General features: G+C 72.7%; 23 protein-coding genes. 12 read left to right on the top strand and 11 right to left on the bottom strand.

From position 1 onward, the window contains the following. Nucleotides 1-51 precede the first annotated feature (51 nt). The 4 genes from Q1N79_RS04845 to Q1N79_RS04830 all read left to right on the top strand — a co-directional run bounded on the left by Q1N79_RS04845 (nt 52) and on the right by Q1N79_RS04830 (nt 5,764). Nucleotides 52-1,245, top strand: a complete 1,194-nt coding sequence (locus tag Q1N79_RS04845; RefSeq protein ID WP_300604986.1) for an FAD-dependent monooxygenase — start codon at nt 52-54, stop codon at nt 1,243-1,245. Nucleotides 1,246-1,321: 76 nt separating this feature from the next. Further along, a complete protein-coding gene (locus Q1N79_RS04840; RefSeq protein WP_300604984.1) occupies nt 1,322-2,725 on the top strand; it encodes an aldehyde dehydrogenase family protein in 1,404 nt (467 codons plus the stop codon). A gap of 48 nt (nt 2,726-2,773) precedes the next feature. Beyond that, nucleotides 2,774-3,940: a cobalamin-independent methionine synthase II family protein gene (locus Q1N79_RS04835; RefSeq protein ID WP_300604982.1), complete on the top strand. Its 1,167-nt coding sequence runs from the start codon at nt 2,774-2,776 to the stop codon at nt 3,938-3,940. 264 nt (nt 3,941-4,204) lie between these two features. Then, a complete protein-coding gene (locus tag Q1N79_RS04830; RefSeq protein ID WP_300604979.1) occupies nt 4,205-5,764 on the top strand; it encodes a hypothetical protein in 1,560 nt (519 codons plus the stop codon). Between the two features lie 18 nt (nt 5,765-5,782). On the opposite strand, the gene Q1N79_RS04825 is transcribed toward Q1N79_RS04830, so the two are convergent. The 3 genes from Q1N79_RS04825 to Q1N79_RS04815 form a co-directional block, all read right to left on the bottom strand. Beyond that, nucleotides 5,783-6,625 (bottom strand): universal stress protein, encoded by an 843-nt coding sequence (locus Q1N79_RS04825; RefSeq protein WP_300604976.1) that lies wholly within the window; start codon nt 6,623-6,625, stop codon nt 5,783-5,785. A gap of 41 nt (nt 6,626-6,666) precedes the next feature. Beyond that, a complete protein-coding gene (gene folP / locus Q1N79_RS04820) occupies nt 6,667-7,488 on the bottom strand; it encodes a dihydropteroate synthase (RefSeq protein WP_300605000.1) in 822 nt (273 codons plus the stop codon). A gap of 151 nt (nt 7,489-7,639) precedes the next feature. Further along, a complete protein-coding gene (locus tag Q1N79_RS04815; protein WP_300604973.1) occupies nt 7,640-8,554 on the bottom strand; it encodes a heavy metal-binding domain-containing protein in 915 nt (304 codons plus the stop codon). Nucleotides 8,555-8,684: 130 nt separating this feature from the next. On the opposite strand from Q1N79_RS04815, the gene Q1N79_RS04810 reads away from it, so the two are divergent. The 3 genes from Q1N79_RS04810 (at nt 8,685) to Q1N79_RS04800 (ending at nt 11,155) form a co-directional block, all read left to right on the top strand. Continuing rightward, on the top strand, nt 8,685-9,635 hold the full coding sequence (locus Q1N79_RS04810; protein WP_300604970.1) for a nitronate monooxygenase: 951 nt from the start codon (nt 8,685-8,687) through the stop codon (nt 9,633-9,635). A gap of 204 nt (nt 9,636-9,839) precedes the next feature. Continuing rightward, nucleotides 9,840-10,190, top strand: a complete 351-nt coding sequence (locus Q1N79_RS04805) for a PAS domain-containing protein (RefSeq protein ID WP_300604967.1) — start codon at nt 9,840-9,842, stop codon at nt 10,188-10,190. 29 nt (nt 10,191-10,219) lie between these two features. After that, entirely contained in the window at nt 10,220-11,155 is a 936-nt protein-coding gene (locus tag Q1N79_RS04800) for a DUF5996 family protein (protein ID WP_300604964.1), read from the top strand. A gap of 80 nt (nt 11,156-11,235) precedes the next feature. Here the strand turns inward: Q1N79_RS04800 and Q1N79_RS04795 are convergent, their stop codons facing one another. The 7 genes from Q1N79_RS04795 to Q1N79_RS04765 all read right to left on the bottom strand — a co-directional run bounded on the left by Q1N79_RS04795 (nt 11,236) and on the right by Q1N79_RS04765 (nt 18,495). Further along, nucleotides 11,236-11,829: a TetR/AcrR family transcriptional regulator gene (locus Q1N79_RS04795; RefSeq protein ID WP_300604961.1), complete on the bottom strand. Its 594-nt coding sequence runs from the start codon at nt 11,827-11,829 to the stop codon at nt 11,236-11,238. Nucleotides 11,830-11,939: 110 nt separating this feature from the next. Continuing rightward, nucleotides 11,940-12,371, bottom strand: coding sequence for an SRPBCC family protein (locus tag Q1N79_RS04790; RefSeq protein ID WP_300604958.1), 432 nt, complete (start codon nt 12,369-12,371; stop codon nt 11,940-11,942). 441 nt (nt 12,372-12,812) lie between these two features. After that, nucleotides 12,813-14,426: a CocE/NonD family hydrolase gene (locus tag Q1N79_RS04785; RefSeq protein ID WP_300604955.1), complete on the bottom strand. Its 1,614-nt coding sequence runs from the start codon at nt 14,424-14,426 to the stop codon at nt 12,813-12,815. Beyond that, nucleotides 14,423-15,394 (bottom strand): alpha/beta hydrolase fold domain-containing protein, encoded by a 972-nt coding sequence (locus tag Q1N79_RS04780; protein ID WP_300604952.1) that lies wholly within the window; start codon nt 15,392-15,394, stop codon nt 14,423-14,425. Before Q1N79_RS04780 ends, Q1N79_RS04785 begins: the two co-directional genes overlap by 4 nt. A gap of 22 nt (nt 15,395-15,416) precedes the next feature. Beyond that, nucleotides 15,417-16,352: an SDR family NAD(P)-dependent oxidoreductase gene (locus Q1N79_RS04775; RefSeq protein ID WP_300604949.1), complete on the bottom strand. Its 936-nt coding sequence runs from the start codon at nt 16,350-16,352 to the stop codon at nt 15,417-15,419. A 154-nt stretch (nt 16,353-16,506) separates the two neighbouring features. Next, nucleotides 16,507-17,412 carry a phosphatase PAP2 family protein gene (locus Q1N79_RS04770; protein ID WP_300604947.1) on the bottom strand — a complete coding sequence of 302 codons (906 nt, stop codon included), beginning with the start codon at nt 17,410-17,412 and terminating at the stop codon, nt 16,507-16,509. A gap of 12 nt (nt 17,413-17,424) precedes the next feature. After that, nucleotides 17,425-18,495, bottom strand: a complete 1,071-nt coding sequence (locus Q1N79_RS04765) for a trypsin-like peptidase domain-containing protein (RefSeq protein ID WP_300604944.1) — start codon at nt 18,493-18,495, stop codon at nt 17,425-17,427. A 99-nt stretch (nt 18,496-18,594) separates the two neighbouring features. Here Q1N79_RS04765 and Q1N79_RS04760 point away from each other — a divergent pair, with 99 nt between their 5' ends. From Q1N79_RS04760 to Q1N79_RS04750, 3 genes are read left to right on the top strand one after another with little or no spacing between them, the layout of a single operon-like run. After that, the gene (locus Q1N79_RS04760; protein WP_300604941.1) at nt 18,595-19,014 is read left to right on the top strand and encodes a hypothetical protein; all 420 of its coding nucleotides are present in this window, start codon (nt 18,595-18,597) and stop codon (nt 19,012-19,014) included. Between the two features lie 22 nt (nt 19,015-19,036). Then, complete coding sequence (locus Q1N79_RS04755; RefSeq protein WP_300604938.1) at nt 19,037-19,978, top strand: polyphosphate kinase 2 family protein; 942 nt, start codon at nt 19,037-19,039, stop codon at nt 19,976-19,978. Between the two features lie 18 nt (nt 19,979-19,996). Beyond that, nucleotides 19,997-21,127 (top strand): hypothetical protein, encoded by a 1,131-nt coding sequence (locus Q1N79_RS04750; RefSeq protein ID WP_300604936.1) that lies wholly within the window; start codon nt 19,997-19,999, stop codon nt 21,125-21,127. Nucleotides 21,128-21,170: 43 nt separating this feature from the next. Here the strand turns inward: Q1N79_RS04750 and Q1N79_RS04745 are convergent, their stop codons facing one another. Further along, the gene (locus Q1N79_RS04745) at nt 21,171-22,004 is read right to left on the bottom strand and encodes a CmcJ/NvfI family oxidoreductase (RefSeq protein ID WP_300604933.1); all 834 of its coding nucleotides are present in this window, start codon (nt 22,002-22,004) and stop codon (nt 21,171-21,173) included. A gap of 147 nt (nt 22,005-22,151) precedes the next feature. Here Q1N79_RS04745 and Q1N79_RS04740 point away from each other — a divergent pair, with 147 nt between their 5' ends. Continuing rightward, the gene (locus Q1N79_RS04740) at nt 22,152-23,480 is read left to right on the top strand and encodes a dolichyl-phosphate beta-glucosyltransferase (protein WP_300604930.1); all 1,329 of its coding nucleotides are present in this window, start codon (nt 22,152-22,154) and stop codon (nt 23,478-23,480) included. Further along, on the top strand, nt 23,477-24,885 hold a 1,409-nt coding region (locus tag Q1N79_RS04735; RefSeq protein WP_300604928.1), incomplete at its 3' end, for a glycosyltransferase family 39 protein. The genes Q1N79_RS04740 and Q1N79_RS04735, both read left to right, overlap by 4 nt.

Here is a 24,885-nt window from a genome sequence, read left to right as displayed (position 1 = left end):
CCGGGCGGAAACTGACATGCTGGGAAGCGACCAGGAGAGGGAGGCGGCCCCATGACACGTGTCGCGATCATCGGTGGCGGCATCGGCGGGCTGACGGCGGCGAACGCGCTGTCGCAGGCGGGGATCGAGGTGGCGGTCTACGAGGCGGCCGCCGAGCTCAGGGAGATCGGCGCCGGCGTCGCACTGCATGCCAACGCGATGCGGGTGCTGCGCGCGATCGGCGTGGAGGACGGCGTCCGCAAGATCGCGGGGCGGTCGGAGTACGCGGTCACCCGCAACTGGAAGGGCCGGGTGATCTCGAAGACGAGCCGGAAGCAGCAAGCCGCCCTGTTCGGCCTGGAGAGCGCGACCGTGCACCGGGCCGACCTGCTCGACGTGCTCGCCGACGCGGTGCCCGAGGGCGTCGTGACGCTGGGCAAGCGGTGTGTGGGGGTGCTGCCAGACGGCGACGTCGCGGTCGCCCGCTTCGCCGACGGCAGCGAGATCGAGGCCGACATCATCGTGGGCGCCGACGGCATCCACTCGGCGGTGCGCGCCTCGCTGTTCGGCCCGGACGCCCCCCGGTTCACCGGCAAGATCTGCTACCGCAGCGTCATCCCTGCCGCGGCCGTCCCCGGCATGCGGCCGTCGTCCGACAACGGCCAGTGGCTCGGCCCGCACGGCACGATCGTGCTGTACCCGCTGCGCGGCGAGGAGCTGATCAACGTCGTCGCCCACTACGACGACGACGGCTACCGCCACGAGTCGTGGATCACCGAGTGCAGCCGCGCCGAGGTGCTCGAGCGCTACGCCGGCTGGCACGAGTCCCTGCTGCGCCTGTTCGCCGGCGGGGACACCTGGTACAAGTGGGCGCTGTACGACCGCGACCCGATCCCGCAGTGGACGCGCGGCCGGGTCACGCTCCTCGGCGACGCGGCGCACCCGATGCTCCCCTACCTCGGGCAGGGCGCCTGCCAGGCGCTGGAGGACGGCGCGGTGCTGGCGACGGCGCTGACGGCGGAGGCCGCCGATCCGGTCACCGGCCTGGCCCGGTACGAGCGGACCCGCCGGCCGCGGGCGAGCCGGGTGGTGCTCACCGCCCGCGAGCGGGGGCTGAGCAACCACCTGCCGTCCCGGTGGGCCGCCTTGCGGCGCGATCTTTCGATCGCCGTGCGGCGGCGGCTGAACCGGCGCGACCCGGAGGGGCGCGGCGCGGGCTGGCTCGCCAGCTACGACGCGACCTCGCCCGACGTGCTCGCGGCCTGAAATAAGTCAGGAACTTGACGTTCGGCGGGCCGCCCATGTAGTCACACTGTTACTAGGACTTTTCCCAGGAGGCCCAATGGAAGCACGCGAGGCCCTGCTCAGCCGCGTCAGCGCGCCGAGCGGCACGAAGATCAAGGACCCGGCGACCGGCGAGGTTATCGGGCACGTCGAGTTCGCCCACCCAGGCGACGTGGCGGCGGCGGTGGACAAGGCCGTCGCCGCGCAGCCCGCCTGGGCCGCCCGCAGCGACGAGGAGCGCGTCGCGCTGCTGCTGCGCGCGGCGGACAACATCGAGGCGCACGCCGAAGAGCTCGCCTACGTGGTCAGCCGCGAGCAGGGCAAGACCCTCAACGGCCTCGGCGCGCGTTTCGAGGTCCAGGCCTGCGCGATCTGGCTGCGGTCCACCGCGAACACGCCGTTGCCGGTTGAGGTGCTCGTCGACGACGGCACGAACCACGCCGAGCTGCACTACCGGCCAATCGGCGTCGTGGGCGCGATCACCCCGTGGAACTGGCCGATGATCATCGCGGTCTGGCAGATCGCGCCCTCGCTGCGGATGGGCAACACGGTGGTGCAGAAGCCAAGCGAGTACACCACGCTCAGCGGCCTGGCCGTCGCGGAAGTCATCGGCGAAGTGCTGCCGGCAGGCGTGCTGACCGTGATCGCGGGCGCAGGCGACGTCGGGGAGGCGCTCGTCCGCGACCGGCGCGTGGGCAAGGTGATGTTCACCGGGTCGGTGAAGACCGGCATGAAGGTCGTCGAGGCATCCGCGGGGAACCTGTCGCGCCTCACGCTCGAGCTCGGCGGCAACGACGCCGGCATCGTGCTGCCGGACGCCGACCCCCAGGCGATCGCGGAAGGGCTGTTCTGGGGCGCGTTCATCAACAACGGGCAGACGTGCGCGGCGCTGAAGCGGCTCTACGTCGCCGACGCCATCTACGACGAGGTCGTGGACGCGCTGGCGGGCATGACCGCCAAGATACCGATGGGCGTCGGCCTCGACGAGGGCAACCTCCTCGGCCCGCTGCAGAACAAGATGCAGTGGAACGTCGTCAACCGGCTCGTGGAGGACGCCAAGGCGCGCGGCGCGCGGATCGTCATGGGCGGCGACCCCGACCCCGGCGCGCCCGGGTTCTTCTACCCGAAGACGCTCGTGGCCGACATCGACAACTCCGCCCCGCTGGTCCAGGAGGAGCAGTTCGGCCCCGCGCTGCCGATCATCCGGTACACCGACGTCGAGCAGGCCGTCGAGTGGGCCAACGGCGTCGACGTCGGCCTAGGGGCCTCCGTCTGGTCCGCCGACCGGGACAAGGCCCGCGAGATCGGGGTCCGGCTGCAGGCGGGCACGGTGTGGCTGAACAGTCACGGCGGCGTGGACCCGAGGATCCCGTTCGGCGGCGCGAAGCACTCCGGCTACGGCCTGGAATTCGGCGTCGACGGCCTCAAGGCCGTATCCGTACCGCAGGTGGTCAGCGGGTAGGCCGCCCACACGCCGGGGCCGGGGTTCCCGCCCGGAGAGGGGGTTGCGATGCAACGAAGCATTGACCGGATCCTGACCACGCACGTGGGAGCCCTGCAGCGGCCGCAGGGGCTGTCGAAGGCGATGGCGGAGCACGGCCAGTGGGCGCCGGAGGTCCTCAAGGACCTGCGCACCGCGGTCGGCGAGGTCGTCGCCCGCCAGGTGGCGACGGGAATCGACGTCGTCGACGACGGCGAATTCGGCAAGACGCTGTGGTCGTGGTATATCCGCGACCGGCTGGACGGCATCGAGGGGCGGGACTGGCCCGCGGACGCCGAGCCGCTGCTCAAGGGGCGCGACCGGGACCAGTTCCCCGGCTTCTACGCGTGGGCGGACGCCAACGCCAGCCTGTTCGGGTACATGGAGGACAGCTACTTCTTCAGCTCTTCGCTCACCCAGCCCGTCGTCACCGGCCCGCTCCGCTACCGGCCGGAAGCCGTGCGGCGCGACATCGCGAACCTGCGGGACGCGCTGGCGCAGACCCCCGCGACGGAAGCGTTCCTGCCGGTCGTGGCGCCGGCCAGCGTCGAGGTCGGCCTGGAGAACGAGTATTACCCCACCCGTGACGACATGACGCGGGCGCTCGCCGACGCCCTCAGCGACGAATACCGGGCGATCATCGACGCCGGGTACCTCCTGCAGGTGGACGACGCCTGGGTGCCGGCCACGTGGGACCGCTCCCCCGAGTACGACCTGGACTCTTACCGCCGCTACGCCCGCACGAGCATCGAGGTGCTCAACCACGCCCTCGCCGGCCTGCCCGAGGACAGGATCAGGTATCACCTGTGCTGGGGCAGCTGGCACGGGCCGCACGCGAACGACATCCCGCTCGCGGCGATCGCCGACATCATGCTCCAGGTGACGGCCGGGGCATACCTGATCGAGGCGGCGAACTCGCGGCACGAGCACGAGTACCACCTGTGGGAGGACGTCAGGCTGCCCGCGGGCAAGATCCTCATCCCCGGCGTCGTAACGCACGCGACCAACCTGATCGAGCACCCCGAACTGGTCGCCGAGCGCATCGCGCGCTACACCGACCGGGTCGGCCCGGAGAACGTCATCGCCGGCGCCGACTGCGGATTCGGTTCCCGCATCCACCCCGAACTCGGCTGGGCCAAACTCGCCGCCCTCGCCGAAGGAGCGGCGCTGGCCAGCGCCCGCGTCTGGAAACGGTAACGGCCGGGGAGCCGCCTGACGGCGGCGCCCAACCAAATCCCGCGCTGCCTCGTCTTTGACAACGTGGATCCCGAGGACATTCTCCCCATCCTGGGCCAACAGATCGTTAACCAGCACACGCGCAGGTCACGGCAGCCCATAACCTGTCGCGTGTCGCGCGTGAATACACGGATCACTCCTATGCGAAGGGTTATCGTTCTGCTTCGAAGAGTCACTGTACTGGCTGGAATCCGCTGGCCGCTGTTGATACGGAAGGCCGTGAACGTGCCACGACTAACCCCCCCTGCCCGCAAGCGAGTCGCGGGCGCCCTGCTGTGCGCCGCTGCGGCCGCCGTGACCGCCTGCACCGCGGCTCCGGCCGCGCTGGAGGCAGCGGGCGCGTGGCAGGCGGGCGCGGGAGGCGCGTCCGGGCCGCCGGCCGCCCAGACGCGGGTGCCGCCGGCCGTGTCCGTGCTCGCCGGCACCACCCCCAGCGCGATCACCACCTCGTTCGCGGCGCGGTTGTTCAGCTTCGCCCCCGTCGTGGTCGTGGCCGCCAGCAAGGGCAGCGCGCTGACGGCAGCCGAGAAGGCGGCGGTGGCGGCTCATGCGCCGCTGCTGCTTACCACCGCCACGGTGAGCAAGCCGTTGCTCACGGAGATCAGGGACCTGCACCCGAGCAGGGTTCTCGCGGTGGGCGTGGCACCTGCGGCGCTGGCGGCGCGGCTGCCAGGGGTGAAGGTCGTCACCCGCGCCGGCGACCTGCCCGCGACCGGGGTGCCGACGCCGCTGCGCAGCGTCGCGGTGCTCCTCAACACCGGTCCCGGGCTCCTGGCCGCCACCGGCCAGGACGCTGCCGACGAGGCCGTGCTGACCACGGCGGGCGTGGCCGGCGCGCGGATCGTGGACGTCGACGGCTACGACCCGCGGGCTGACCCGACCGCCATCGAGGCGCTGGCCGCGCTGCGCCCCCGCGAGATCGTGGCCCTCGGGGGCGGGTTCGGGCCGGCCGGCCGGCTGGCATCCCGGGTGGCCGTGGCGGAGACCGGAACGCAGCTGCCCGGCGGCGGGCAGGTCCTTTTCCCTGGACACCGCCTGGTCGCGCTCTACGGTCACCCCGGCGCCCCGTCCCTTGGCGCGCTCGGCGAGCAGGACCTGCCGGCGAGCATCGCCCGCGCCCAGCAGGTGGCGGCCCAGTACCGGCCGCTCAGCCAGGTGCCCGTCATCCCCACCTTCGAGATCATCGCCACGGTGGCGCAGGCCAGTCCCGGCCCGGACGGCACCTACTCCTACGAATCGCCCGTGTCCTCGCTGCTGCCGTGGGTGCGGCAGGCGAATGCCGCCGGGATGTACGTCATCCTCGACCTGCAGGCCGGACGCGCGAGCCTGCTCGCCCAGGCCCGGTACTACCAGTCGCTGCTTGCGCTGCCGGACGTGGGGCTGGCGCTTGACCCTGAATGGAAGCTGCAGCCGAACCAGCTCCCGCTGCAGCAGATCGGCAGCGTCAGCGCCGCCCAGGTCAACGCCGTGATCAGCTGGCTGGCCGCCCTGACGGCCCGCGACCACCTCCCGCAGAAGGTGCTGGTGCTGCACCAGTTCATGCTGTCGATGCTGTCCGGTGAGCAGGACATCAACACACACGATGACGACCTGGCGATCGTCATCCACATGGACGGGCAGGGCACGCCGGCGGACAAGCAGCAGACGTGGGACGCCGTCACGGCGGCGGCGCCGCCGGGGGTGTTCTTCGGGTGGAAGAACTTCTACGTCAAAGACCACCCGATGCTCACTCCCGCCGAGACGATGGCGGAGACCCCCACGCCGGTGATGATCTCCTACCAGTAACACCGCGGGCAGCGCGCGTCAGCCCTCCTCGGAGGGGACGATCGCGACGGGCCCGTGGGCGTGGCTGAGCAGCGCGTGCTGGACCGACCCGACGGCGGTGCGCGCGCGGGATCCGCCGTGCCTGCCGATCACGACCAGGTCCGCGCGCGCCGAGTACTCGGCGAGCACCTGCGCGGGATGCTCGCGCACGACCTCCTGCCGGACGGCCACGGCGGGATACTTGCCGCGCCATCCGTTCAGGAACTCAGAAAGGCTCCCATCGGCCTGCCCAGGGGGCTGCCCGGCGCGGGCGTGCGGGGCCCCGTGCGAGGACCGGATGGCTACCAGGCCGGCGCCGCGCAGCGCGGCCTCCTCGAAGGCGAACACCAAGGCCTCGGCGGCCTCGTGCGGGTCACGAACCCCGACGACGATCTGGCCATGCACGGCCGCCAAGTCCCCCCGGACCACGACCACCGGGCTCGAGGAGTGGGTGGCCGCGTACCTGCTGACCGAGCCGAGGAGCATCGCGGCGAACTCGCCGATCCCGCGTGCGCCGACGACGACGACCAGCGCGTCGGCGCCGCTGCCCGCGACCGCGAGCGCCGGCGGCCCTGACAGCAGGTGAGTTTCGATGACCAGGTCCGGCGCGATATCCCTGGCCCTGGCAAGGCCCGTTGCGAGCGCCTGCTCGGAGAAGTCACGCAGTTCGTCCGCGACGGTCGGCGTGGGCAGGTCGTCGGCCTGCATCCGCGGCGGCATGGCGGGGACTGACACGATCCGCAGCGGCGAGGCGCGGCGTACCGCATCCGCCGCTGCCCACTCCACCGCGCACAGCGATCCCTGCGAACCATCTACGGCAACGACCACGGGCTTGGCTGCCATGCCGCCTCCCTTCCCTGTTAACCTTCCCCGTCAGGGGTCGGTCACGCAAGTCCCCGCACGGTCCGGGCCGGCATCAGGTCGCCCTTGACCGCGGCCACCATGTCGAGCGCCTGCCGGGTCTGCCGCACGTCGTGGGCGCGGAAGATCCGCGCGCCCAGCCAGGCGCCCACCGCGGTGACCGCGAGCGTGCCAGGCAGCCGGTCCTCGATGGCCACGCCCAGCGTTTCCCCGACGAAGTCCTTGCGGGACGCGGACAGCAGGACCGGCCAGCCGGTCGCGGTCAGCTCGCCGAGCCGCCTGGTGACCTCCAGCGAGTGCCAGGTGTTCTTGCCGAAGTCGTGCGCCGGGTCGATGATGATCCGCGCCGGGTCCACGCCGGCCCGCAGCGCCCGCCCGGCCAGCGCCAGCGTCCGCTCGAGCACGTCCGCCACCACGTCCGGGTACGCCACGCGGAACGGCCTGGTCCGCGGCAGCAGCCCGCCTACGTGCGAGCACACAAGCCCCGCGCCGAACTCGGCCGCCACCTCCGCCAGCTTCGGATCCCAGCCGCTCCATGTGTCGTTCAGCACGTCGGCTCCGGCCTCGCACACGGCCCTGGCCACCTCCTGCCGCCAGGTGTCGACGCTGATCACGAGCTCGGGATAGGCGCTGCGGACCGCCCCGATGAACGGGACGACGCGCTTGATCTCCTCCCCGACGGTGACCTCGTCCCCTGGCCTGGCCGCCACGCCGCCGACATCGAGGATGTCCGCGCCTTCGGCGACGACCTCGTGCGCGCGGCCGAGCGCCACCCCGAAGTCCCAGGTCACCCCAGGCCGGTAGAACGAGTCAGGCGTGCGGTTGACGATCGCCATCACGAGCATGCGCGCGGGCGGGAACTCGCTGGCGCCCAGCCGCAGCGGCCCCGGCTCGCGCCACGCCGCGCTCTCCTGGCTCACCAGGCCACATTACCTGGCGTGGGCGCGGAAATCGGGTACCCGGAACAGGACATTCGACGGAGGGCGCGTCCCTCGCTCAGTCCGCCGGGCCCCTGGCCGTCTGGCGGCTCCGGGGGCCGAGCGACATCACGGCCAGCGCCGGCGCGGTCCCGGTCCCGGCCCCGGCCCCGGCCCCGGCCCCGGCCGGAGGCTGGCCCGTGCGGGCGAACGCGGCGATGGCCGTGCCGACGAGCGTCGCCTCCACGATGTGGTCGCGGCGGCCTACCGCGACGGGGCAGTCACGTTCCCGCACCCGCAGCTGCATGGCGGCGATCACCACGCCCTCGCCGCCGAGCCGCCTGACGTCGCCCGCCAGCTTGTTCCTGGCCTCGTGGCGGCACTGGCCGACCAGGGCGGTCCAGCCGGCGACCTCGGCGTTGCCCGACCACCGGCGGGCCTGGCGGGTGGTCGCCCGGTCATCGTGCCTGGACCCCATCGCGATGCCGAGCGCCAGCCCCGCCGGCACCCAGCCGGCCATGATCAGCTTGGCGAAGTCCTGCCCGGACAGGTCGCAGGTGAAAGGCGCCCGCCGCCCGCGGGCGGCGCCCGGAGCACGCACGGCCGTGCCGATGGCGGTGAACTCAAGCCCGCCGAGGGTGAAGGTTCCGCGGGCCAGCCGCACGCCCACCACCCCGTGCCCGCCAAGCGCGGCGCACTGCGCGGCCATCCGCTCGATGGCCGCCTGCCGGGCCTGGTACATGGCCTGCACGAGCGGCCCGAGCGACCCCTGAGCGCCCGCGCCTGGTCCGGCCGGGCCCCACGCCCCCGGGCAGCTGGACCAGCTGGCGGACCCGGCGGCGTAGACGGCCGCGCCGATCACCTGGCCGACGGGTTCGAAGCCCGCGGCGCGGATGGCGGCGAACTCGGCCGTGGTCAGCGCGGACCCCCAGGTGCCGCCGGGCCGCGGTCGCGCGGCGCGGGCCCCGGCCCCGCCGGGCAGGTCCTCCCCCACGTCCCCAGCGTAAGCCCGCCGCCCGCGGCTACCCGGGGTTCGCTGGTCTACGGCCCGGCCCCGGCCGGGCCGTAGACTGCTGTGCGAGCCCAGGGAGGAGCGTGCGCGTGACATGTCGTGGCTGACTCCGTTGACCGAGCTCTTCCGCGTCCAGTACCCGATCGTCTCCGCGCCCATGGGCGGCGCCGCCGGCGGCGCGCTCGCCGCCGCCGTGTCCAACGGCGGCGGCCTCGGGCTTGTCGGCGGCGGGCGGGCCGACGCCGACTGGCTCGACCGCGAGCTGGCGATCGCCGCCGAGCGGACCGACAGGCCGTGGGGTGTCGGCTTCCTGTCCTGGGCCGTCGGCCCGGACTTGGTCGAACGGGCGCTGGCCCACCGCCCGGACGCGGTCTTGCTGTCGTTCGGCGACCCCCGCCCGCTCGCGGAGCCGGTGCGGCGGGCCGGGGTGAAGCTGATCATCCAGGTCACCGACCTTGACGAGGCGCGCGAGGCCGTCGCCGTGGGTGCCGACGTCATCGTCGCGCAGGGCACCGAGGCTGGCGGTCACAGCGGCGGGCGGGCGACGCTGCCCTTCGTGCCGGTCGTGGTCGACCTCGCCGCGCCGACGCCGGTGCTCGCCGCGGGCGGGATCGCCGAGGGACGCGGGCTGGCGGCGGCGCTCGCGCTCGGCGCGGCCGGGGCGCTCATCGGGACCCGCTTCCTGGCCACCCCGGAGGCCCTCATCGCCCCGCGGGAGGTCAAGGCGATCCTCGACCGCGGCGGCGAGGACACCGAGCGCAGCCGGCTGCCCGACATCGCCCGCGGCGCGCCGTGGCCGGCGCGCTACCCCGGCCGCGCGCTCACCAACGTGCTCCTGGAGAGGTGGCGCGGCCACGAGGACGAATTTGACCGGGACGAGGCCGCCAAGGGCGAATACCGGGCGGCCCTCGCCCGGGGCGAGGAGGCGGTGGCCACGGTGTGGGCGAGCGAGGCGATCGACCTGATCACCGAGGTGACCCCGGCCGCCGATCTCGTCGGTCTGATCGCCAGGGAGGCGCAGGCGGCGCTGGCCCGGGCAGGCCGGCTCTCCGCCGCGGGTTAGCCGCGGGCCGTGTCGGGACTAGACGCCGGGCGGGTATAACAGCCACCGGAGTGGGCTCGGACGCGGTCCGCCACGCCAGCGGTTTCGCGGGCCTGGACACCACGACCGTGACAGCGAGACGCGGGCAAGCCATCGCCCGGCGGGGAGGACACCCATGAGCGTTGAACCAGAGCTGGCGGCCCAAGCGGTCGCCGCGACCGCGACGTGATCGTCACCGCCGACAGGACCGGGAAGATCACGTCCTGGAACGGGGCCGCGGAGCGGCTCTTCGGGCACAGCGAGAAGGAAGCCGTCGGGCAGTCGCTGGCGCTGATCGTCCCCGCCGAGTACGCGCCGCGGCACGTCGCCGGGTTCGAGGCCGCGATGAGCAGCGGCCGGCTCGCCCATGGCGGCGCCGTGGCCCGCGTCGAAGCGGCCGACGCGTCCGGCACACGGCGCGCGCTCGGCATGAGTCTCGGGCTGCTGCACGATGAGGACGGCCAGGTGAGCGGGGTAGTCGCGGTGCTGCGGCCGCTGGCGGGCGAGATCGTGGAGTTCGTCCCGGCGCCCTCGTAAGGCGCCCGCGCCCGGTTAGGATCGCGGTCATGGCTATGAGCTGGCCGAGCGTTCCGCTGGAGCAGTGGCAGCCCACCCGGGACACCGTGCACCTGTGGACCCAGATCGTCGGCAAGACGCGGCTCGCGCTCGCCCCGCGGACGAATCACTGGTGGAGTTGCACGCTGTACGTCACCGTCCGCGGGCTGAGCACCTCCCTGATGCCGTACCCGGGCGGCGGCGCGGAGGTCGAGTTCGACTTCACCCGCCACGAGCTGACGATCGCCACCATCGGCGGGCAGGTCCGCCGGATGCCGCTTGTCGCGCGCACCGTCGCGGACTTCTACGCCGAGTTCCGCGCGCAGCTGGACAGCCTGGGCATCGACGTGCCCATCGCCACCACGCCGAACGAGATCCCCGACGCGATCCCGTTCGACGCCGATGACGTCCATGGCGACTACGACGCCCACGCGATGCACCGCTTCTGGCTGTCGCTCGTCGGCGCGCACCGGGTGATGACGCGCTTCCGTGCCGGGTTCCGCGGCAAGGCCAGCCCGGTCCATTTCTTCTGGGGCGCCTTCGACCTGGCGGTCACCCGCTTTTCCGGCCGGCGCGCGCCCCGCCATCCCGGCGGCATACCCAACTGCCCGGACTGGGTCATGGCCGAGGCCTACAGCGACGAGGTTTCCAGCTGCGGCTACTGGCCGGGCGGCGCGGCGGAAGGGCTCTTCTACTCCTACGCCTACCCCGCGCCGGCGGGCTTCGCCGAGTACGCCGTCTTGCCGCGGGCCGCGCACTTCGACGAGCAGCTCGGCGAGTTCGTGCTCCCGTACACCGCCGTGCGCGAGGCCGCGGACCCCGACAGCGTCCTGCTCGACTTCTTCAACTCAACCTTCCTGGCCGCCTACAGCCTCGCCGGATGGCCCACCACCGAAGACGGGGAGCCGCGCTGGGCAGTCGCCACGGCTCGTTCTGCTGACGGCTAAGCGGTGCGTTCGCCCAGCTCAGCGGTTTGCACGGCGGTGCGGAGGGCGGTCAGGAGCCGCTCGCCGACTCCACCAGGCAGCTAGCCCCGGATGCCGCGGAATACCAGATCGGTGATCTGCCGGCTGGTCTGCGCCGGATCGAGGTAGGCGGCGGACCCCGCCCCCATCCGCGCCAGGATCGGACCGACGAGGATCTCGTTGACGAACGCGACGTCGACGTCGGGCCGGATCTCGCCTGAGGCGATGCCCCGGCGCAGGATGGCGTACATGACCTCCCGGCGGGGGGCGACGATCTCCGCGAAGTAGCGCCTGTGCAGTTCGGGGAAGGCGCCCGCCTCGGCCAGCAGGGCGCGGAGCATGCTGCTCGCGCGCTGGTCGAGGGTGCGCTCGATGAGGATCGCCAGGTGGGCGGTGAGGTCGGCGCGGGCCGTCGGGCCGTCGACATCCGGCAGCGGCTTGTTGATCGAGTCCAGGACGTCGAGGTACAGGTCGTCCTTGGTCTTCCAGCGCCGGTACAGGGAGTTGCGGGAGACGCCCGCGTGTTCGGCGATCGTCACCAGGGACAGCCCCGTCAGGGTCGCGCCGTTGCTGACCAGGTCCAGCACGGCCTCGACCGCGGCGACGTCGGTGCGCGGGTCCCGCTTGCGTCCCGCGGGGGGCCTGCTCGTGTCCATGAGTCCGATCATATATCAGAACAGACCTGTTGCGTTTCATAATCGCCGCGGGGTACGACCGGGCCTTCCTCGTCGCCGGGCTGCTGCTGCTCGCCGGCGCCGGCCTCGCCCTACTGATCGGCGGGGAGCGGAGGGCAGACCAGCCGCTGCAGGTTCGCCAGGGAAGCGGCGGCGTCGCGGCGCAGCTTGGGAGCGAGCAGCCACAGCAGCGGCCCGAACCCGCCCTGCACGGAAGCTCTCTTCACTAGCCGGACGCATCCGCCGGCCGCCGGCTCGAGCAGGTGCTCAAACGTGACCGCGCCCAGCGGCACCGGGCATTCGCTCACCCAGCACCGCCCGGGCTCGACCGCGACGATCGTGAAGGTGCCGCCAAGGTTGCCGCGCTGCTTGGCCCAGCCGCGGGCACCAGGCTCGAACGGGCCCTCCAGCTGCGCGATCTCCTTGCTGACATCCCACTCGGGCCAGCCGGCCACGTCGGTCCACACGTTCCAGACCGCGTCCGGGTCGGCCGCGAACGTTGCCTCGGATTCGAACAAGTACATAGCTGCCCTCGACAGAGCCGAGCCCAGATGGGGACAAACCTGACCATGCGCGCGCAAATCCCAGCCGCATAGTACAGCCGGCGCGGACCGCGAGGACTCCGCTTAACCACATCGGCGATGCCGGCCAGCCGCCGCCGCGATATGTTCCGGGTTCGCGTCGTTATACCAGCACAAACCCCGAACATACCGCGAGGATCACCGCGGACCGGGAACAGCATGTGCTGACGGGGCATCCGGTACGGGCGGGCAGCCCGGGAACGCGGGAGTGATCCAGCTCATCAGCGATCGCTATGGGCAGGCTTAGGTCAGGACTCAGGGCAGCGAGACGGCGCGGCCGGGCCGGGTCATCGTGCCGGGGGCGCAGTGCCACGTCATGATCTCGACGCTGAGCCGGCCGGCCCGGACGGCCGGGTCGTCCAGGGCGAGCTGCATACGCCAGGTTCACTGCGCCTGCCTGACGGGCAGGATGATCGCCGACGGGTGCGCCGGGTCGTGGTAGACCGCCTGATGGGCCGGGACCAGGCGGGTGGCGGTGGCACGCGGCTCGCCGGTGCCGGGGTTGCGGGCGTACCGCGGGAAGGCGCCGCTGCAGACCTGCACCCGGATCCGGTGGCCGCGCTTGAAGCGGTAGGCGGTCGGCCACAGCCGGACCTCGGCGCGGCTGGTCTCGTTCGCGCCGGACAGGCTGGTCAGCCCGTCGCAGACGTTCCAGGACCGGCCGCGCGGGTCGACGTCGCAGAGCCGGACGAACACGTCGGCGTGGTGCAGGCTGGACAGGAACCAGATCTGCGCGCTGACCTCGCCGATGACCTCGGTGTCGCGGTCGAGCGGCGCGCTGGCGTAGCTGAGCACGTCGGGCCGGCGCTCAAGGGCGGTGTTGTCGGCACGGCCGGCGCCGCGGGCCACCATGCGCACCCCGCCCACGGCCGGCGTCGGGTCCGCGGGGTCGTACCGGTACCGGTCGGGGGTGGACTCGGCGGGCACCGCGCCGGCCAGGACGCCGCCGGGGTGCAGGTGGAAGCGCTGCGGCGGGTAGCCGGGCGGCGGCCACGACCCGAAGTCCCGCCAGGCCTCCTCGCCCATGACGTACAGGCGCACGGGGGCGCGCGCCGGCGGCTCCTCGCCGCGCGCGTGCGCCAGCCCGAACTCGATCGTCTCCCGCAGCGGCGCGGGGTCCCTCGACAGGTGCGCCCACGGCCCGACCGTCAGCCGTGCCTGGCGCCCCGCCTGCCGCAGCGCGGTGAAGTCGCGGAGCTGGCCGGGCAGGAAGATGTCGTACCAGCCGCCGATCGAGCTGACCGGCACGGTGACGGCCGCGACCCGGGCCCGGTGGTCGGCCGGCGCCCAGTAGGGGTCGTCCGCGTCGCGGGTGAGGATGTCCTGGACGTAGCCGCAGTGGTGCCCGGCGGCGGCGACGTCGGCCTCGCCGAGCGGCAGCGTGCGCAGCGCGCGGCGGTTGCGCCGCCCCTGGGCGAGCGCGCGCGGCAGGGCGAACCGGCGCTCCTGGCCGTCGACCATGACGCCCCAGCCGAACGGCGTCTCCAGCGAGAACCCGTCGGCGCGCAGGAACTCCAGCGTCAGCGCCGACTCGGTGACGTGCGGAACCATCGCCTTGACCTCGGGCGGCACGCTGTCGGCGACCGCCCACTGCACGTAGCCCAGGTAGCTGCTTCCCGTGAGCACGATCGAGCCGCCGAACCACGGCTGCTTCACCACCCACTCCAGCGTCGCCAGGCCGTCCTCCCGCTCCGCGCGCATCGGGTCGAACGTCCCGCCCGACCCGAACGTGCCCCGGGTGCTCTGGATCAGCACCTGGAACCCGCGCTCGGCCAGCGGCCGCGCCATGCCCGCCGCGATCAGCCCTTTCCTGCCGTACGGGCTGCGCAGCAGGGCGAGCGGCAGCGCCTGGCCGGCGGCCCGCGGCGCCCACCGGTCCGCGAGCAGCACGGCCCCGTCCGGCATCGGCACCCGCAGGTCCCGCTGGACGGCCAGGTCGCGGGTCAACGGCGGGTCGAGCCGCATGAGGCGCTGCAAGAGGCGGCTGGTCAGCTTCATTGCACGACTTCGTTAGCCGGAACGAGCGCGCCCGTCTGCTCAGCGCATAGTTCTGCCACCGCCTGCTGCGCGCTGCGGCACAGGCCGGGGAAGTTGATGAAGCCGTGCGGCACGCCGACGTACTCGGTCAGCCGCACGCTCACCCCTGCGGCCCGCAGCGCCGCCGCGTAGCGCACGCCGTCCGCGCGCAGCGGGTCGTGCTCGGCCACCTGGATCAGCGCCGGCGGCAGGCCGCGGTGGTCGGCGGCGAGCAGCGGCGATGCCCAGGGGTGGCCGGGATCCCCGTCAGGGCCGAGGTACATCCGCCGGTAGGCGGCCATCTCGTCGTTCGACAGGAACAGCGCGCCGGCCCTGTCCTGGGCGGGCGCGGCGGCCTTCGTCATGTCCGTGGCCGGGTAGATCAGCGCCTGGTGGCTGATCGCCGGCCCGCCGCGCTCGCGGGCGACCAGGCAGGTCACCGCCGACAGCGTGCCGCCCGCGCTCTCCCCCATCACCGCGACCGGCCCGCCCGCGCCGAGCTCGGCGGCGCTGCCCGCCGCCCAGGCAAGGGCCGCGTAGCAGTCCCGCACCGCGGCGGGGAAGCGGTGCGCCGGCGCCAGCCGGTAGGCCGCCGACACCACCACGGCGCCGACCCGGCTGGCGACGCAGCTGCACAGCCAGTCCCCCATGCGCAGGTCGCCGAAGACGAAGCCGCCGCCGTGGAAGTAGACGACGAGCGGGCGCGGGCCGGGAGCGGCGCGGCCGGGACGGTACACCCGCACCGGGATGTCGCCGTCCGGGCCGGGGATGGTCCTGTCGCTCACCTCGGTTCCCGGCACGCGGGCGCCGAAGAGCCAGTCGGTCACGAAGTTGCTCGGGACACGCCGGCGCTGCATGGCGATCACGTCGGACTCGCTCATCCGCGCGACCGGCGCCTGGCGCCGGGTCACCCAGCCCCACAGCTGGACCCGACGTTCTACTCGTGCCACGTGGCCCCCCCGCACCCCCGGATCAGCCGGGCGTCTCGTCCAGGACGATCAGCGGCAGCGGGCCGGCCAGCTCCGACGCCTCGGCAGGCGCGTAGGCGAAGTTCTTCGCCCGCGCGCCCCCGTCGACGACCAGGTCGGTGCCCGTGATCAGGCGGGCGTAGTCGGAGCACAGCCACGCGACCGCGTGACCGATGTCGGTCGGGGTGCCGGTCGTGCCCATCGGGACCATCGGGGACCGCTGTCCGGTCCACCGGCTCGGCCGGCGCCACGGCTCGTTGCCGGTCGGACCGCCAAGCCCGCCGCGCGGCCCGCCCTGCAGGATCCCGCCAGGGCCGAGGCCGGCCTTGGCCCGCTCGGCGAGCAGTTCCGGGTTGTCCGGGTTCGGTGCGGTCGGGGTGAAGCTGTTCACCCGGATGCCGTACGGGGCCAGGTCCATCGCGGCGGCCCGCACGAAGTTGTTGACACCGCCCTTGTGGAACGCGTACGCGATGACGCCGGAGGTTCCCGACCACCCGTTGGACGAGGAGATGCAGACGATCGAGCCCTTGATGCCGCGCTCGGCCATCGCCCTGGCGACATGCTTGGTGTTGAGGAAGTTCCCCAGGGCCGACACCCGCACCGCCCGCTCGAAGTCCGCCGCGCTCTCGTCGAGCACGCCCCGGCCGCCGAGCAGCGCGGCGTTGTTCACCAGGATGTCGATCCGGCCCCACCGCTCGAGCACCGTGCCGATGTAGCCCTGCACCGCGGCCTCGTCGGTCACGTCACCGGGCGCGGCGATCGCCTCGCCGCCGTTGCGCTCGATCCGGGCGATGCACGCCTTGATCGCCGCCTCGTCGACATCGTTGCAGGCGACCTTGGCCCCATACTTCGACAGGGCTAGCGCGATGCCGCTGCCGATGTTGGGTCCGACACCGGTGACGAGCGCGACCTTGCCTTCGAGTGAGACCTCCACCGTCACTGCTCCATTCTGCTAGGTGAGTCCGCTGCCCGGACCCGATTATGTGGTGAGGCCCGCGGTTTGACAAGCGCGCCGGATATCCGTCAGCTGACCGATGTCTTTGCACTGCACCATCCGGCAGCATTTGTCGTGCAACCGCCCGCGGTGACCGCGGTCACCGACCCTCGCAGGGAGCTGGCCATGTTGGTGCACACCCGATTCCGGCGCGGCATCGTTCGGGGCATGCCTGCAGCAGCCGGCCGCGGGCATCGTCTGCGAGGTGCTCGCCGGCAGCATGCCCGTCCCGCGCGACGGCGCGCTGCCCGGCTGGGTGACCGACAGCCAGGTCACCGTCATGCTGGCGGCGCACGAGTACTGGCTGCCGGCCGGCGTCTACCTGGATCACTGGACGCTGCGCGAGGGCATCCAGGCGCCGCCCGCCGCCCGGCTGCTGATGCTGCCCGGTGTCGTGGACCTCGCCGAGCGGGTCAGGTAAGAGCCCGGCCCTGGCGAGGACGCGCCCGGCCGGCGCGGCGACCACCTCGGCGACGCCGGCCCCGACGATCGAGCCGAACAGGGCGTCGCCGGGGTAGTGCACGCCGGTGTGCACGCGGGAGTACGCCACCGCGCCGGCCAGCAGCCGCAGCGGCAGCGCGAGCGCGGGCAGGTCACGGCCGACGGAAGCGGCGAAGGCGAACCCCGACGCCGAGTGCCCGGACGGGAACGACCGGGACGACGGCATGGGAACCTGCCTGCCCGGCGGGACGCCGGCCCCGGCGCGGTCGGGACGCCGCCGCGGGTACACGGACTTGACCCCGAGGTTCACCGCGGCCGACGTGACGGCGACGGTGAGGATCCCGCGCGCCGCCGCGCGCCGCCCGGCGGGGCCGCCGAAGACGGCAAGCGCGGCGGCGATCGCGAGCCAGATGCGGGAGCGGTCCGCGGCATGGGAGAGCCAGCGGACCGGCCCGTCGAGGTCGGGCGTCGGCGTCGCGGCGACCGCGTGGTAGATCGCGCGGTCGACGTCGCCCAGCTCGCGCAGCGCGGCCGCGAGCTGCTTGGCGGCGCGGGTTTGCGGCACCCGGTGCTGCCGCTACGGCTGCGTGCCCAGCGTGACGGTCACCTGCGCCGTCTTGCCGTTGCGCCAGAACTCGACGGGCACCGTGTCGCCTGGCCTCTTCGTCAGCGTCACCTCCTGCAGCTGCACGTTGCTCGTCGCCGGCTGGCCGTTGATGCTGGTGATCACGTCGTCGGCCCGCAGGCCCGCCTTGGCGGCGGGACCGCCCGGCACCACCGCCCGCACCCACAGCCCCACAGGAACCTGTCCCTCCGTGGCCGCCTGCGTCACAGGGGTCGTCTGCAGGCCGAAGAAGGCGTGCGTCACCGTGCCGGTCGCGATCAGCTCGTCGGAGATGGTCTGGGCCAGGTCGACGGGGATCGCGAAGCCAAGCCCGATGCTGCCGCCGCTGCTCTCGCCGGAGGAGGACGGCACCGTGGCGCCGGCCGACGGCACCCCGATCAGCTGGCCCGCGCAGTTCACCATCGAGCCGCCGCTGTTGCCGGGGTTGATGGCGGCGTCGGTCTGCACCGCCGACACGAGCAGCGCCGACTTGTCGTTCTCGCCGGGGACCTCGATGGTCCGGTCGAGCGCGCTGACGATCCCGGAGGTGACGGTGTCCGACAGTCCCAGCGGGGCGCCGAGCACCACGACCGCCTCCCCGACCTGCACCGACGATGAGGAGCCGATGGCGATCACGGGAAGGGAGCGCGAGGCGTCGACCTTGATCACGGCCAGATCGGTCAGCGGATCCCGGCCGGTCAGGGTCGCGGGCAGGGTCTGCCCGTCGGAGAACTGCACGTCGATCGAACCGCCGGGGCCGACGGCCGGCGCGATGACGTGGTTGTTGGTCAGGATGTAGCCGTCTGACCTGATGATCTCCCCCGACCCGCTGCCCGACCCGCCGGGGCCCGTCACGAAGATCGTCACGACGGACGGCAGCACCTGGTTCGCGACCGAGGTCACGTTGCAGACACTGAGCGCGGACGAACCCGACGAGGTGCCCGAGGCCGACGAGCTTGTCGCGGCCGCGATGACACCCCCGATGACGCCACCGACGACCAGCGCGGCCGCGAGCGCGCCCACCGCCACCCACTTGTTGCGCATGAACTCAGCTTCACCCGTTGCGATACAGTGGCCATCGCCCGGCGTGGGTGATGCACGCGGGCCGGGCAACGCCGGATCCTGCAGCCGGAGGTGGTCACGATGCCGGGCCTAGCCCTCGGCAGGCGGCTGACGGCGGCCTGCGCCGTCAGCGTGGCGCTGCTCGCGGGCTGCAGCAGCGCCAGCAGCAGCAGCAAGCCGGCGGTGTGCGCCGGCCTGGACAGCCTGAAAGCCGCCGTGTCCGGCCTGAAGGACACGACCGTCAGCGCGAGCGGGTTTTCCGCGGTCTCCGGCCAGCTCTCGAAGGTCCGGCAGCAGCTGCAGGCCGTCGAGAAGGACGCCAAGGGCCAGTACGCCACCCAGGTCGCCGGCCTGTCCGACGCGATCGACAGCCTGTCCTCAAGCCTGGACGCGGCCAAGGCGGACCTGACCGGCGCGACGCTGACCGCGGTGGCCGTGGCCGCGGGGTCCGTGGTCACCGCGGGGCAGAGCCTGGTCACGGCCGTGTCGGACACCTGCTAGTGACGAGCGGAGCGGCGAGAAGGTGACCGGCGATGACAGGGCCGCCAGCCTGCGGGAGCTGATCGGGCCGCTGCGCGTCAAGCCCGGCTCCCAGGTCCGCCTGCCGGGGGACTTCGACCCGGCCTACAAGGCGGCGGGCCTGAAGAAGAAGGACAGCGCTGAGCTGCTGCAGGCCGGCATCGCCCTGCTCGCCGACTACCAGGCGCGGCTGGCCGCCCAGGACTCCTACGGAGTGCTCGTGGTCCTGCAGGCCCTGGACGCCGCCGGCAAGGACGGGACGATCCGGCACGTGATGAGCGGGGTCAACCCGCAGGGCGTGCACGTGTCGAGCTTCAAGGCGCCGTCGGCCGGGGAACTCGACCACGACTACCTGTGGCGCTGCGCGCTGCGGCTGCCCGCGCGCGGGGAGATCGCGATCTTCAACCGGTCCCACTACGAGGAGGTCCTCGTCGTGCGGGTGCACCAGGAAAACCTCGACAGGGAGCGGCTGCCGCCGCCGGCCTTGCGCAAGGGGATCTGGGAGCGGCGCTACCGGGAGATCAACGACTGGGAGCGCTACCTGACCGACAACGGGTTCAAGGTCGTCAAGCTGTTCCTGAACCTGTCGCGGGAACAGCAGCGCATCCGCTTCCTCAAGCGCATCGACCTGCCGGAGAAGAACTGGAAGTTCTCCGCGGCCGATGCCAGGGAGCGGGAGCGGTGGGACGACTACCAGCAGGCGTACTCGCAGCTGCTGTCCGCCACGAGCACGCCCTGGGCACCGTGGTACGTCATTCCCGCGGACCGCAAGTGGTTCGCCCGGATCTGCGCGGCCGCGGTCATCGCGCAGACCCTGATCGAGATAGACCCGCACTATCCCCGGGTCAGCCAGCAGGAGCGGCGGCAGCTGCTCGAGATCAGGGCCCAGCTCGAGGCGCAGGCGCCCAAGGGCACCGCCGCCGACCCCTTCGCGGCCAAGGGCTGACTAAGTACGATTTCTGTGATGAATACCTGGGACGCCGTCGTTGACGTCTCGAACGTGTGCTGGTCGCCCGTCCTGCCGCCAGTGGGCCGCAGGACGCCGGTCTGGCACAGGCTCGACCTCGTCCTCGCCGCCTGGCGCGACCTGCACGGCGCAGCCGCGCGGTTCACGCTCGTGGCCGACGAGTCCCTGGTCCGCGCCCTGGACATGGCGACCGGGTACCAGGGGCTGCGTGACACCGGCGAGCTGTGGACGCGGCCGATAGCCGACGCGCTGATCCTCGAGCTCGCCAGGGACGACGGCCTGCACGTCATCACCCGCGACCATTACATCGACTACCGGCTGCAGCATCCGTGGATCGAGAACTCGCCGGGCAGGTTCCACCGCTGGTCAGTGACGGGCGGCCGCGTCGGGATAGAGCCGCTGGACATCGTGCCGGCCAGCGCGCAGACGATCTCACGGGCGATCGAGGCCAGGGACCTGAAGCGGACCCGGCTGCACACCAACGATCCTGAGCACCGCAAGATTCTCGGCACCCGGTGGAAATGCGGCAACACGCTGTGCGCCGAGGCGGCCCAGTGGCAGGATCAGCTGCTCACCTGGCCGGTGGTGACCCCGGAGGGAACGGTCCTGTGCCCGTCGTGCAACCTCCCGCTGATCGCGCTCGGACCGCGCGATCCGCTGTATGAGGCGGTCGTCGAACTGCGCGACTCGCGCAAGGAGATCATGCGGTTCCCGCTCGAGGTCAACAGCCCGCTGATCGTGGGGCGCGGTTCCGCGCTCAAGGGCGTCGACCTCGCGGGCGGCCGGGCATCGTCGCATCCCGCGCTCATGCGGGTCAGCAGGCAGCATCTCCTCGCGACGATCGAGGACCTGAGCGGGACGACCCGGCGCATGGTCGTGATCGACCTGGAGAGCAGGAACGGGACCGCGGTGGAGCGCTGGACGGGAGCGGCCTTCGACCCGCCGCGGCCGCTGTCGCCCAACAGGGAGACCGTCATCGGGTCCAAGGACCGGCTCGTCCTCGGCGGCGCGATCAACCTGCGGCTGTCGGGCAAGCACTACGTCACCTATCCGGGCAGGGCCGAGCCCGCGGCGCTGGCGGTGTCCCACTGGCCTGGCGCGGAAAACAACGCGACCGTGACCGGCTGACGCCCGGCGGTCCCCGCTGCGGACGGCAGCCGGCAGCCGGCAGCTAGTAGAAGAACGCGACGGTGCGGATCTCGATGCTTTCCCGCGGCTGGCCGGCGGTCACGCTGGGGTCGCGGAACGCGGTGTGCGGGGCGCGCCAGGCGACGCTGTGGTCGCTGTCGTGCAGCTTGAACAGCAGCGCTTCGCCCGCGTGCATGCGCGGGAAGTACCACCAGCGGTGCGCGGGGTTGTAGGCGAACACGCTCGCCGCCGGCCTGGCGTCCGCGTCGGGGACGACGTCCGGCACGGTGTCCGGGTCGGGCAGCGCGTCGACGACCAGCATCAGGTTCGGCACGCCCTCGCCGTCGCCGGTGCTGCGGTAGTCACACAGCGCCAGCGGCCAGTCCTGGGGCGGCGGGCTGAACGGGCGCCACAGGCTGCTGAAGATGGCCCGCCGGAACGCCCTGCCGGGCAGCCCCAGCCTGTCGTGGAAGTCACGCAGCCGGCCGGCGGCACGGTCGGGGTGCACGTCGACGTGCACGTCGGACGCGGTCGGTTGCGCTCCGCCGCGGTCGTCGGCGGCGCTGCGCAGCACCCAGCCGACCGCGGCGACGTGGTCGGCGCCGGTCACCTCCGCGACCAGGCGCTCGGCCTCGCCGGGGTAGAGCAGGCCGACTTCTTCGGCCGCACGGAAGTCGGTCACCGCGCTGCGGTGGTCAAGCAGCGTGAACCCGGCCCGGTCCAGGCTGAGCTCCGCGCGGTACGGGCGCCCGTCGGCGACCCGCACCTCGTGCGGCTCGTACTCGGTGGTGCTCAGGTGCGAGCCGGGCGCCACGTAGAGCCGGTTCCGCTTCGAACCGGGCGCGACGTAGTTGAGGGTAGCGGTCACGGCCTCCATGTCCTCCACTATGCGCGAACGGGGCCGGCTTGGGGAGGCGCCAGGGATCGTTCGGGATAAAAGCTCTTGTTCTTTTGGGATCGAGTCATAGCAGACCCAGAAAAATGGCGCAGGTGAGGCTCAATCCCGGTGTGCACACTCGTCGGCATGAGCGAACTTTCGCAGGCGGCGGTGGCGCCTTGCGCGCTGCCCTGGGTGGGGGCGGCGCCGCGGGCGGGCACGGCGCCGCAGGTGGAAATCGTGGTCCCGGTGCGGAACGAGGAGCGGGACCTCGGGCCGGGCATCCGGCGGCTGGTCGCGTACCTGCGGGAGAGCTTCCCGCCCACGGCGCGGGTCACGGTGGCGGACAACGGGTCCACCGACGGGACCTGGGCGGTCGCGCGTTCGCTCGCGGACACGTTCCGCGAGGTGCGCGCCGTGCACCTCGACCTGCCCGGGCGCGGGCGCGCGCTGCGCGCGATCTGGTCGGTCAGCGACGCCGAGGTCCTCGCCTACATGGACGTGGACCTGTCGACCGACCTCAACGCGCTGCTCCCGCTCGTCGCGCCGCTGCTGTCCGGGCACAGCGACGTGGCCATCGGGTCGCGGCTGGCGCGCGGCTCCCGGGTGGTCCGCGGGGCGAAGCGCGAGCTGATATCGCGTTCGTACAACCTGCTGCTGCGGACCGCGCTCGGGGTGCGGTTCTCTGACGCGCAGTGCGGGTTCAAGGCGATCCGCGCGTCGTCGGCGCGGGCCCTGCTGCCGCTGGTCAGCGATACCAGCTGGTTTTTCGACACCGAGCTGCTCGTGCTCGCCGAGCGCGCCGGGCTGCGCATCCACGAGGTGCCTGTCGACTGGATCGACGACGCGGACTCGCGGGTCGACATCGTCTCGACCGCGCTCGGCGACCTGCGCGGCATGGCCCGCGTTGGCTGGGGGCTGGCCTGGGGGACGCTGCGGGTGCCGGTGCTGCGGCCGCCTGGCCCGCCCGGCGTTCCCTGCGGCTCCTCCCGCGCCCTGGCCTGGCAGCTGCCGCGCTTCATCGCGATCGGGATCGCGAGCACGGTCGTCTACGTGCTGCTGTACCTGCTGCTGCGCGGCCTGGTGACCGCCCAGGCGGCGAACTTCGTCGCGCTGTTGCTGACCGCGGTGGGGAACACCGCCGCGAACCGGCGGCTGACGTTCGGGGTGCGGGGCCGGGCCGGGGCGGCCAGGCATCAGTTCCGCGGGCTGATCGCGTTCGCCGCCTCGTGGGCGCTGACCGCCGGCGCGCTGGCGATGCTGCACACCACGGTCGCGGCACCCGGACGGGGCACCGAGGTCGCGGTGCTCGTGGTGGCGAACCTGGTGGCCACCCTGGTGCGGTTCGCGCTGTACCGGGGATGGGTGTTCGGTTCTCCGGCGCACTCGGCCTTGCCGGCGCCCTTGCCGGCGCCCTTGCCGGCGGCGGCCCCGGCCTCCTCAACTGCCACTGACTCACCTGGGAGCACTCGATGAGCGCCACTACGGCCCCGGTGCCGGTTTCCCTGCGGCCGGCGGGCCGGTTCGACGTTCGCGGGCTGCTGCACCGGTTCTGGCGCGGGCCGTCGCGTGACCCGTCGTGGGCGCGGCCGGGCCTGTGGTGCCTGCTCGCGGTCACCGCGGTGCTGTACCTGTGGAACCTCAGCCGCAACGGCTACGCGAACGACTTCTACGCCGCCGCGGTGCAGGCGGGGACGCGGAGCTGGAAGGCCTTCTTCTTCGGCTCGTTCGACTCGTCCAACTTCATCACCGTGGACAAGACGCCCGCGTCGCTGTGGGTGATGGAGATATCGGCGCGGATCTTCGGGTTCAGCACCTGGTCGATGCTCGTGCCGAACGCGCTCGAGGGCGTGCTGTCCGTGGTCGTGCTCTACGCGGCGGTCAAACGCTGGTTCGGCCCCGGGGCGGGGCTGATCGCCGGCGCCGTGCTGGCGCTGACGCCGGCGGCCGCGCTGATCTTCCGGTTCAACAACCCGGACTCGCTGCTCGTCCTGCTCATGACCGTGTCCGCGTACTGCGTGCAGCGCTCTCTGGAACGCGACAGGACGCGGTGGCTGGTGCTCGCCGGCCTGGTGCTCGGGTTCGCGTTCTTGGCGAAGATGCTGCAGGCGTTCCTCGTGCTGCCCGGGTTCGGGCTCGCCTACCTGTGGGCGGGACCGGCGCGGGTGCGGCGGCGGCTGTGGCAGATAGTGGTGATGGGGTTCAGCGTCGTGGTCGGGGCCGGCTGGTGGGTGGCCATCGCCCAGCTCACGCCGGCGGCCGACAGGCCCTACTTCGGCGGGTCGACGGACAACAACATCCTCGAGCTCGCCTTGGGATACAACGGGCTCGGACGGCTCGACGGGACCGAGACCGGGTCGATCGGGTTCAACAGCAGCAGCGTGGGCGGCGCGCCGACCGGGACAAGCTTCGGCGGGGTGACCGGGATCTTCCGGCTGTTCCAGTCGGAGTTCGGCGGGCAGGTGAGCTGGCTGATCCCGGCCGCGCTGGTATCTCTGGGCGCGCTGCTGTGGGTGTCGCGGCGTTCTGCCCGCCGCTCGGTGCCGCCGGGCGCGGCGGACGGGGTCGGCGGGCGGCCGCGGCCTGGGCCGACTTCCGCTGGCGGGGCTGTGCTCGGGTCATCTTCCCCGACGTCCCGGATGCGCGGGTTCGCCGCGATCTGGGGCGGCTGGCTCGTGGTGACCGGCCTGGTGTTCAGCTACATGGAGGGGATCATCCACCCCTACTACATGGTGGCCCTCGGCCCGGCGATCGGCGCGCTCGTCGGGGTCGGCGCCTCGTCGCTATGGCAGGCGCGGCTCGGCCTGGCCGGGCGGGTGACCGCCGCGATCGCCGTGATCGTCACCGCCATCTGGTCGTACGTGCTGCTCGATCGGACGCC

This window comes from Trebonia sp. (assembly GCF_030042015.1).
In the GTDB taxonomy this organism is placed as follows: Bacteria; Actinomycetota; Actinomycetes; order Streptosporangiales; family Streptosporangiaceae; genus Trebonia.
Note: the sequence above shows the minus strand (reverse complement) of the source record. Positions and strands in the feature narration are given on the sequence as shown.

Excerpts from the sequence above, each read along its gene's own strand:
- Q1N79_RS04740 (WP_300604930.1), top strand. The coding sequence starts at position 22,152 with ATGAGCGAACTTTCGCAGGCGGCGGTGGCGCCTTGCGCGCTGCCCTGG.
- Q1N79_RS04785 (WP_300604955.1), bottom strand. The coding sequence starts at position 14,426 with ATGAAGCTGACCAGCCGCCTCTTGCAGCGCCTCATGCGGCTCGACCCG.
- Q1N79_RS04800 (WP_300604964.1), top strand. The coding sequence starts at position 10,220 with ATGGCTATGAGCTGGCCGAGCGTTCCGCTGGAGCAGTGGCAGCCCACC.
- Q1N79_RS04795 (WP_300604961.1), bottom strand. The coding sequence starts at position 11,829 with ATGGACACGAGCAGGCCCCCCGCGGGACGCAAGCGGGACCCGCGCACC.
- Q1N79_RS04760 (WP_300604941.1), top strand. The coding sequence starts at position 18,595 with ATGCCGGGCCTAGCCCTCGGCAGGCGGCTGACGGCGGCCTGCGCCGTC.
- Q1N79_RS04765 (WP_300604944.1), bottom strand. The coding sequence starts at position 18,495 with ATGCGCAACAAGTGGGTGGCGGTGGGCGCGCTCGCGGCCGCGCTGGTC.
- Q1N79_RS04750 (WP_300604936.1), top strand. The coding sequence starts at position 19,997 with ATGAATACCTGGGACGCCGTCGTTGACGTCTCGAACGTGTGCTGGTCG.
- Q1N79_RS04835 (WP_300604982.1), top strand. The coding sequence starts at position 2,774 with ATGCAACGAAGCATTGACCGGATCCTGACCACGCACGTGGGAGCCCTG.
- Q1N79_RS04745 (WP_300604933.1), bottom strand. The coding sequence starts at position 22,004 with ATGGAGGCCGTGACCGCTACCCTCAACTACGTCGCGCCCGGTTCGAAG.
- Q1N79_RS04845 (WP_300604986.1), top strand. The coding sequence starts at position 52 with ATGACACGTGTCGCGATCATCGGTGGCGGCATCGGCGGGCTGACGGCG.
- folP (WP_300605000.1), bottom strand. The coding sequence starts at position 7,488 with ATGCTCGTGATGGCGATCGTCAACCGCACGCCTGACTCGTTCTACCGG.
- Q1N79_RS04790 (WP_300604958.1), bottom strand. The coding sequence starts at position 12,371 with ATGTACTTGTTCGAATCCGAGGCAACGTTCGCGGCCGACCCGGACGCG.
- Q1N79_RS04825 (WP_300604976.1), bottom strand. The coding sequence starts at position 6,625 with ATGGCAGCCAAGCCCGTGGTCGTTGCCGTAGATGGTTCGCAGGGATCG.
- Q1N79_RS04840 (WP_300604984.1), top strand. The coding sequence starts at position 1,322 with ATGGAAGCACGCGAGGCCCTGCTCAGCCGCGTCAGCGCGCCGAGCGGC.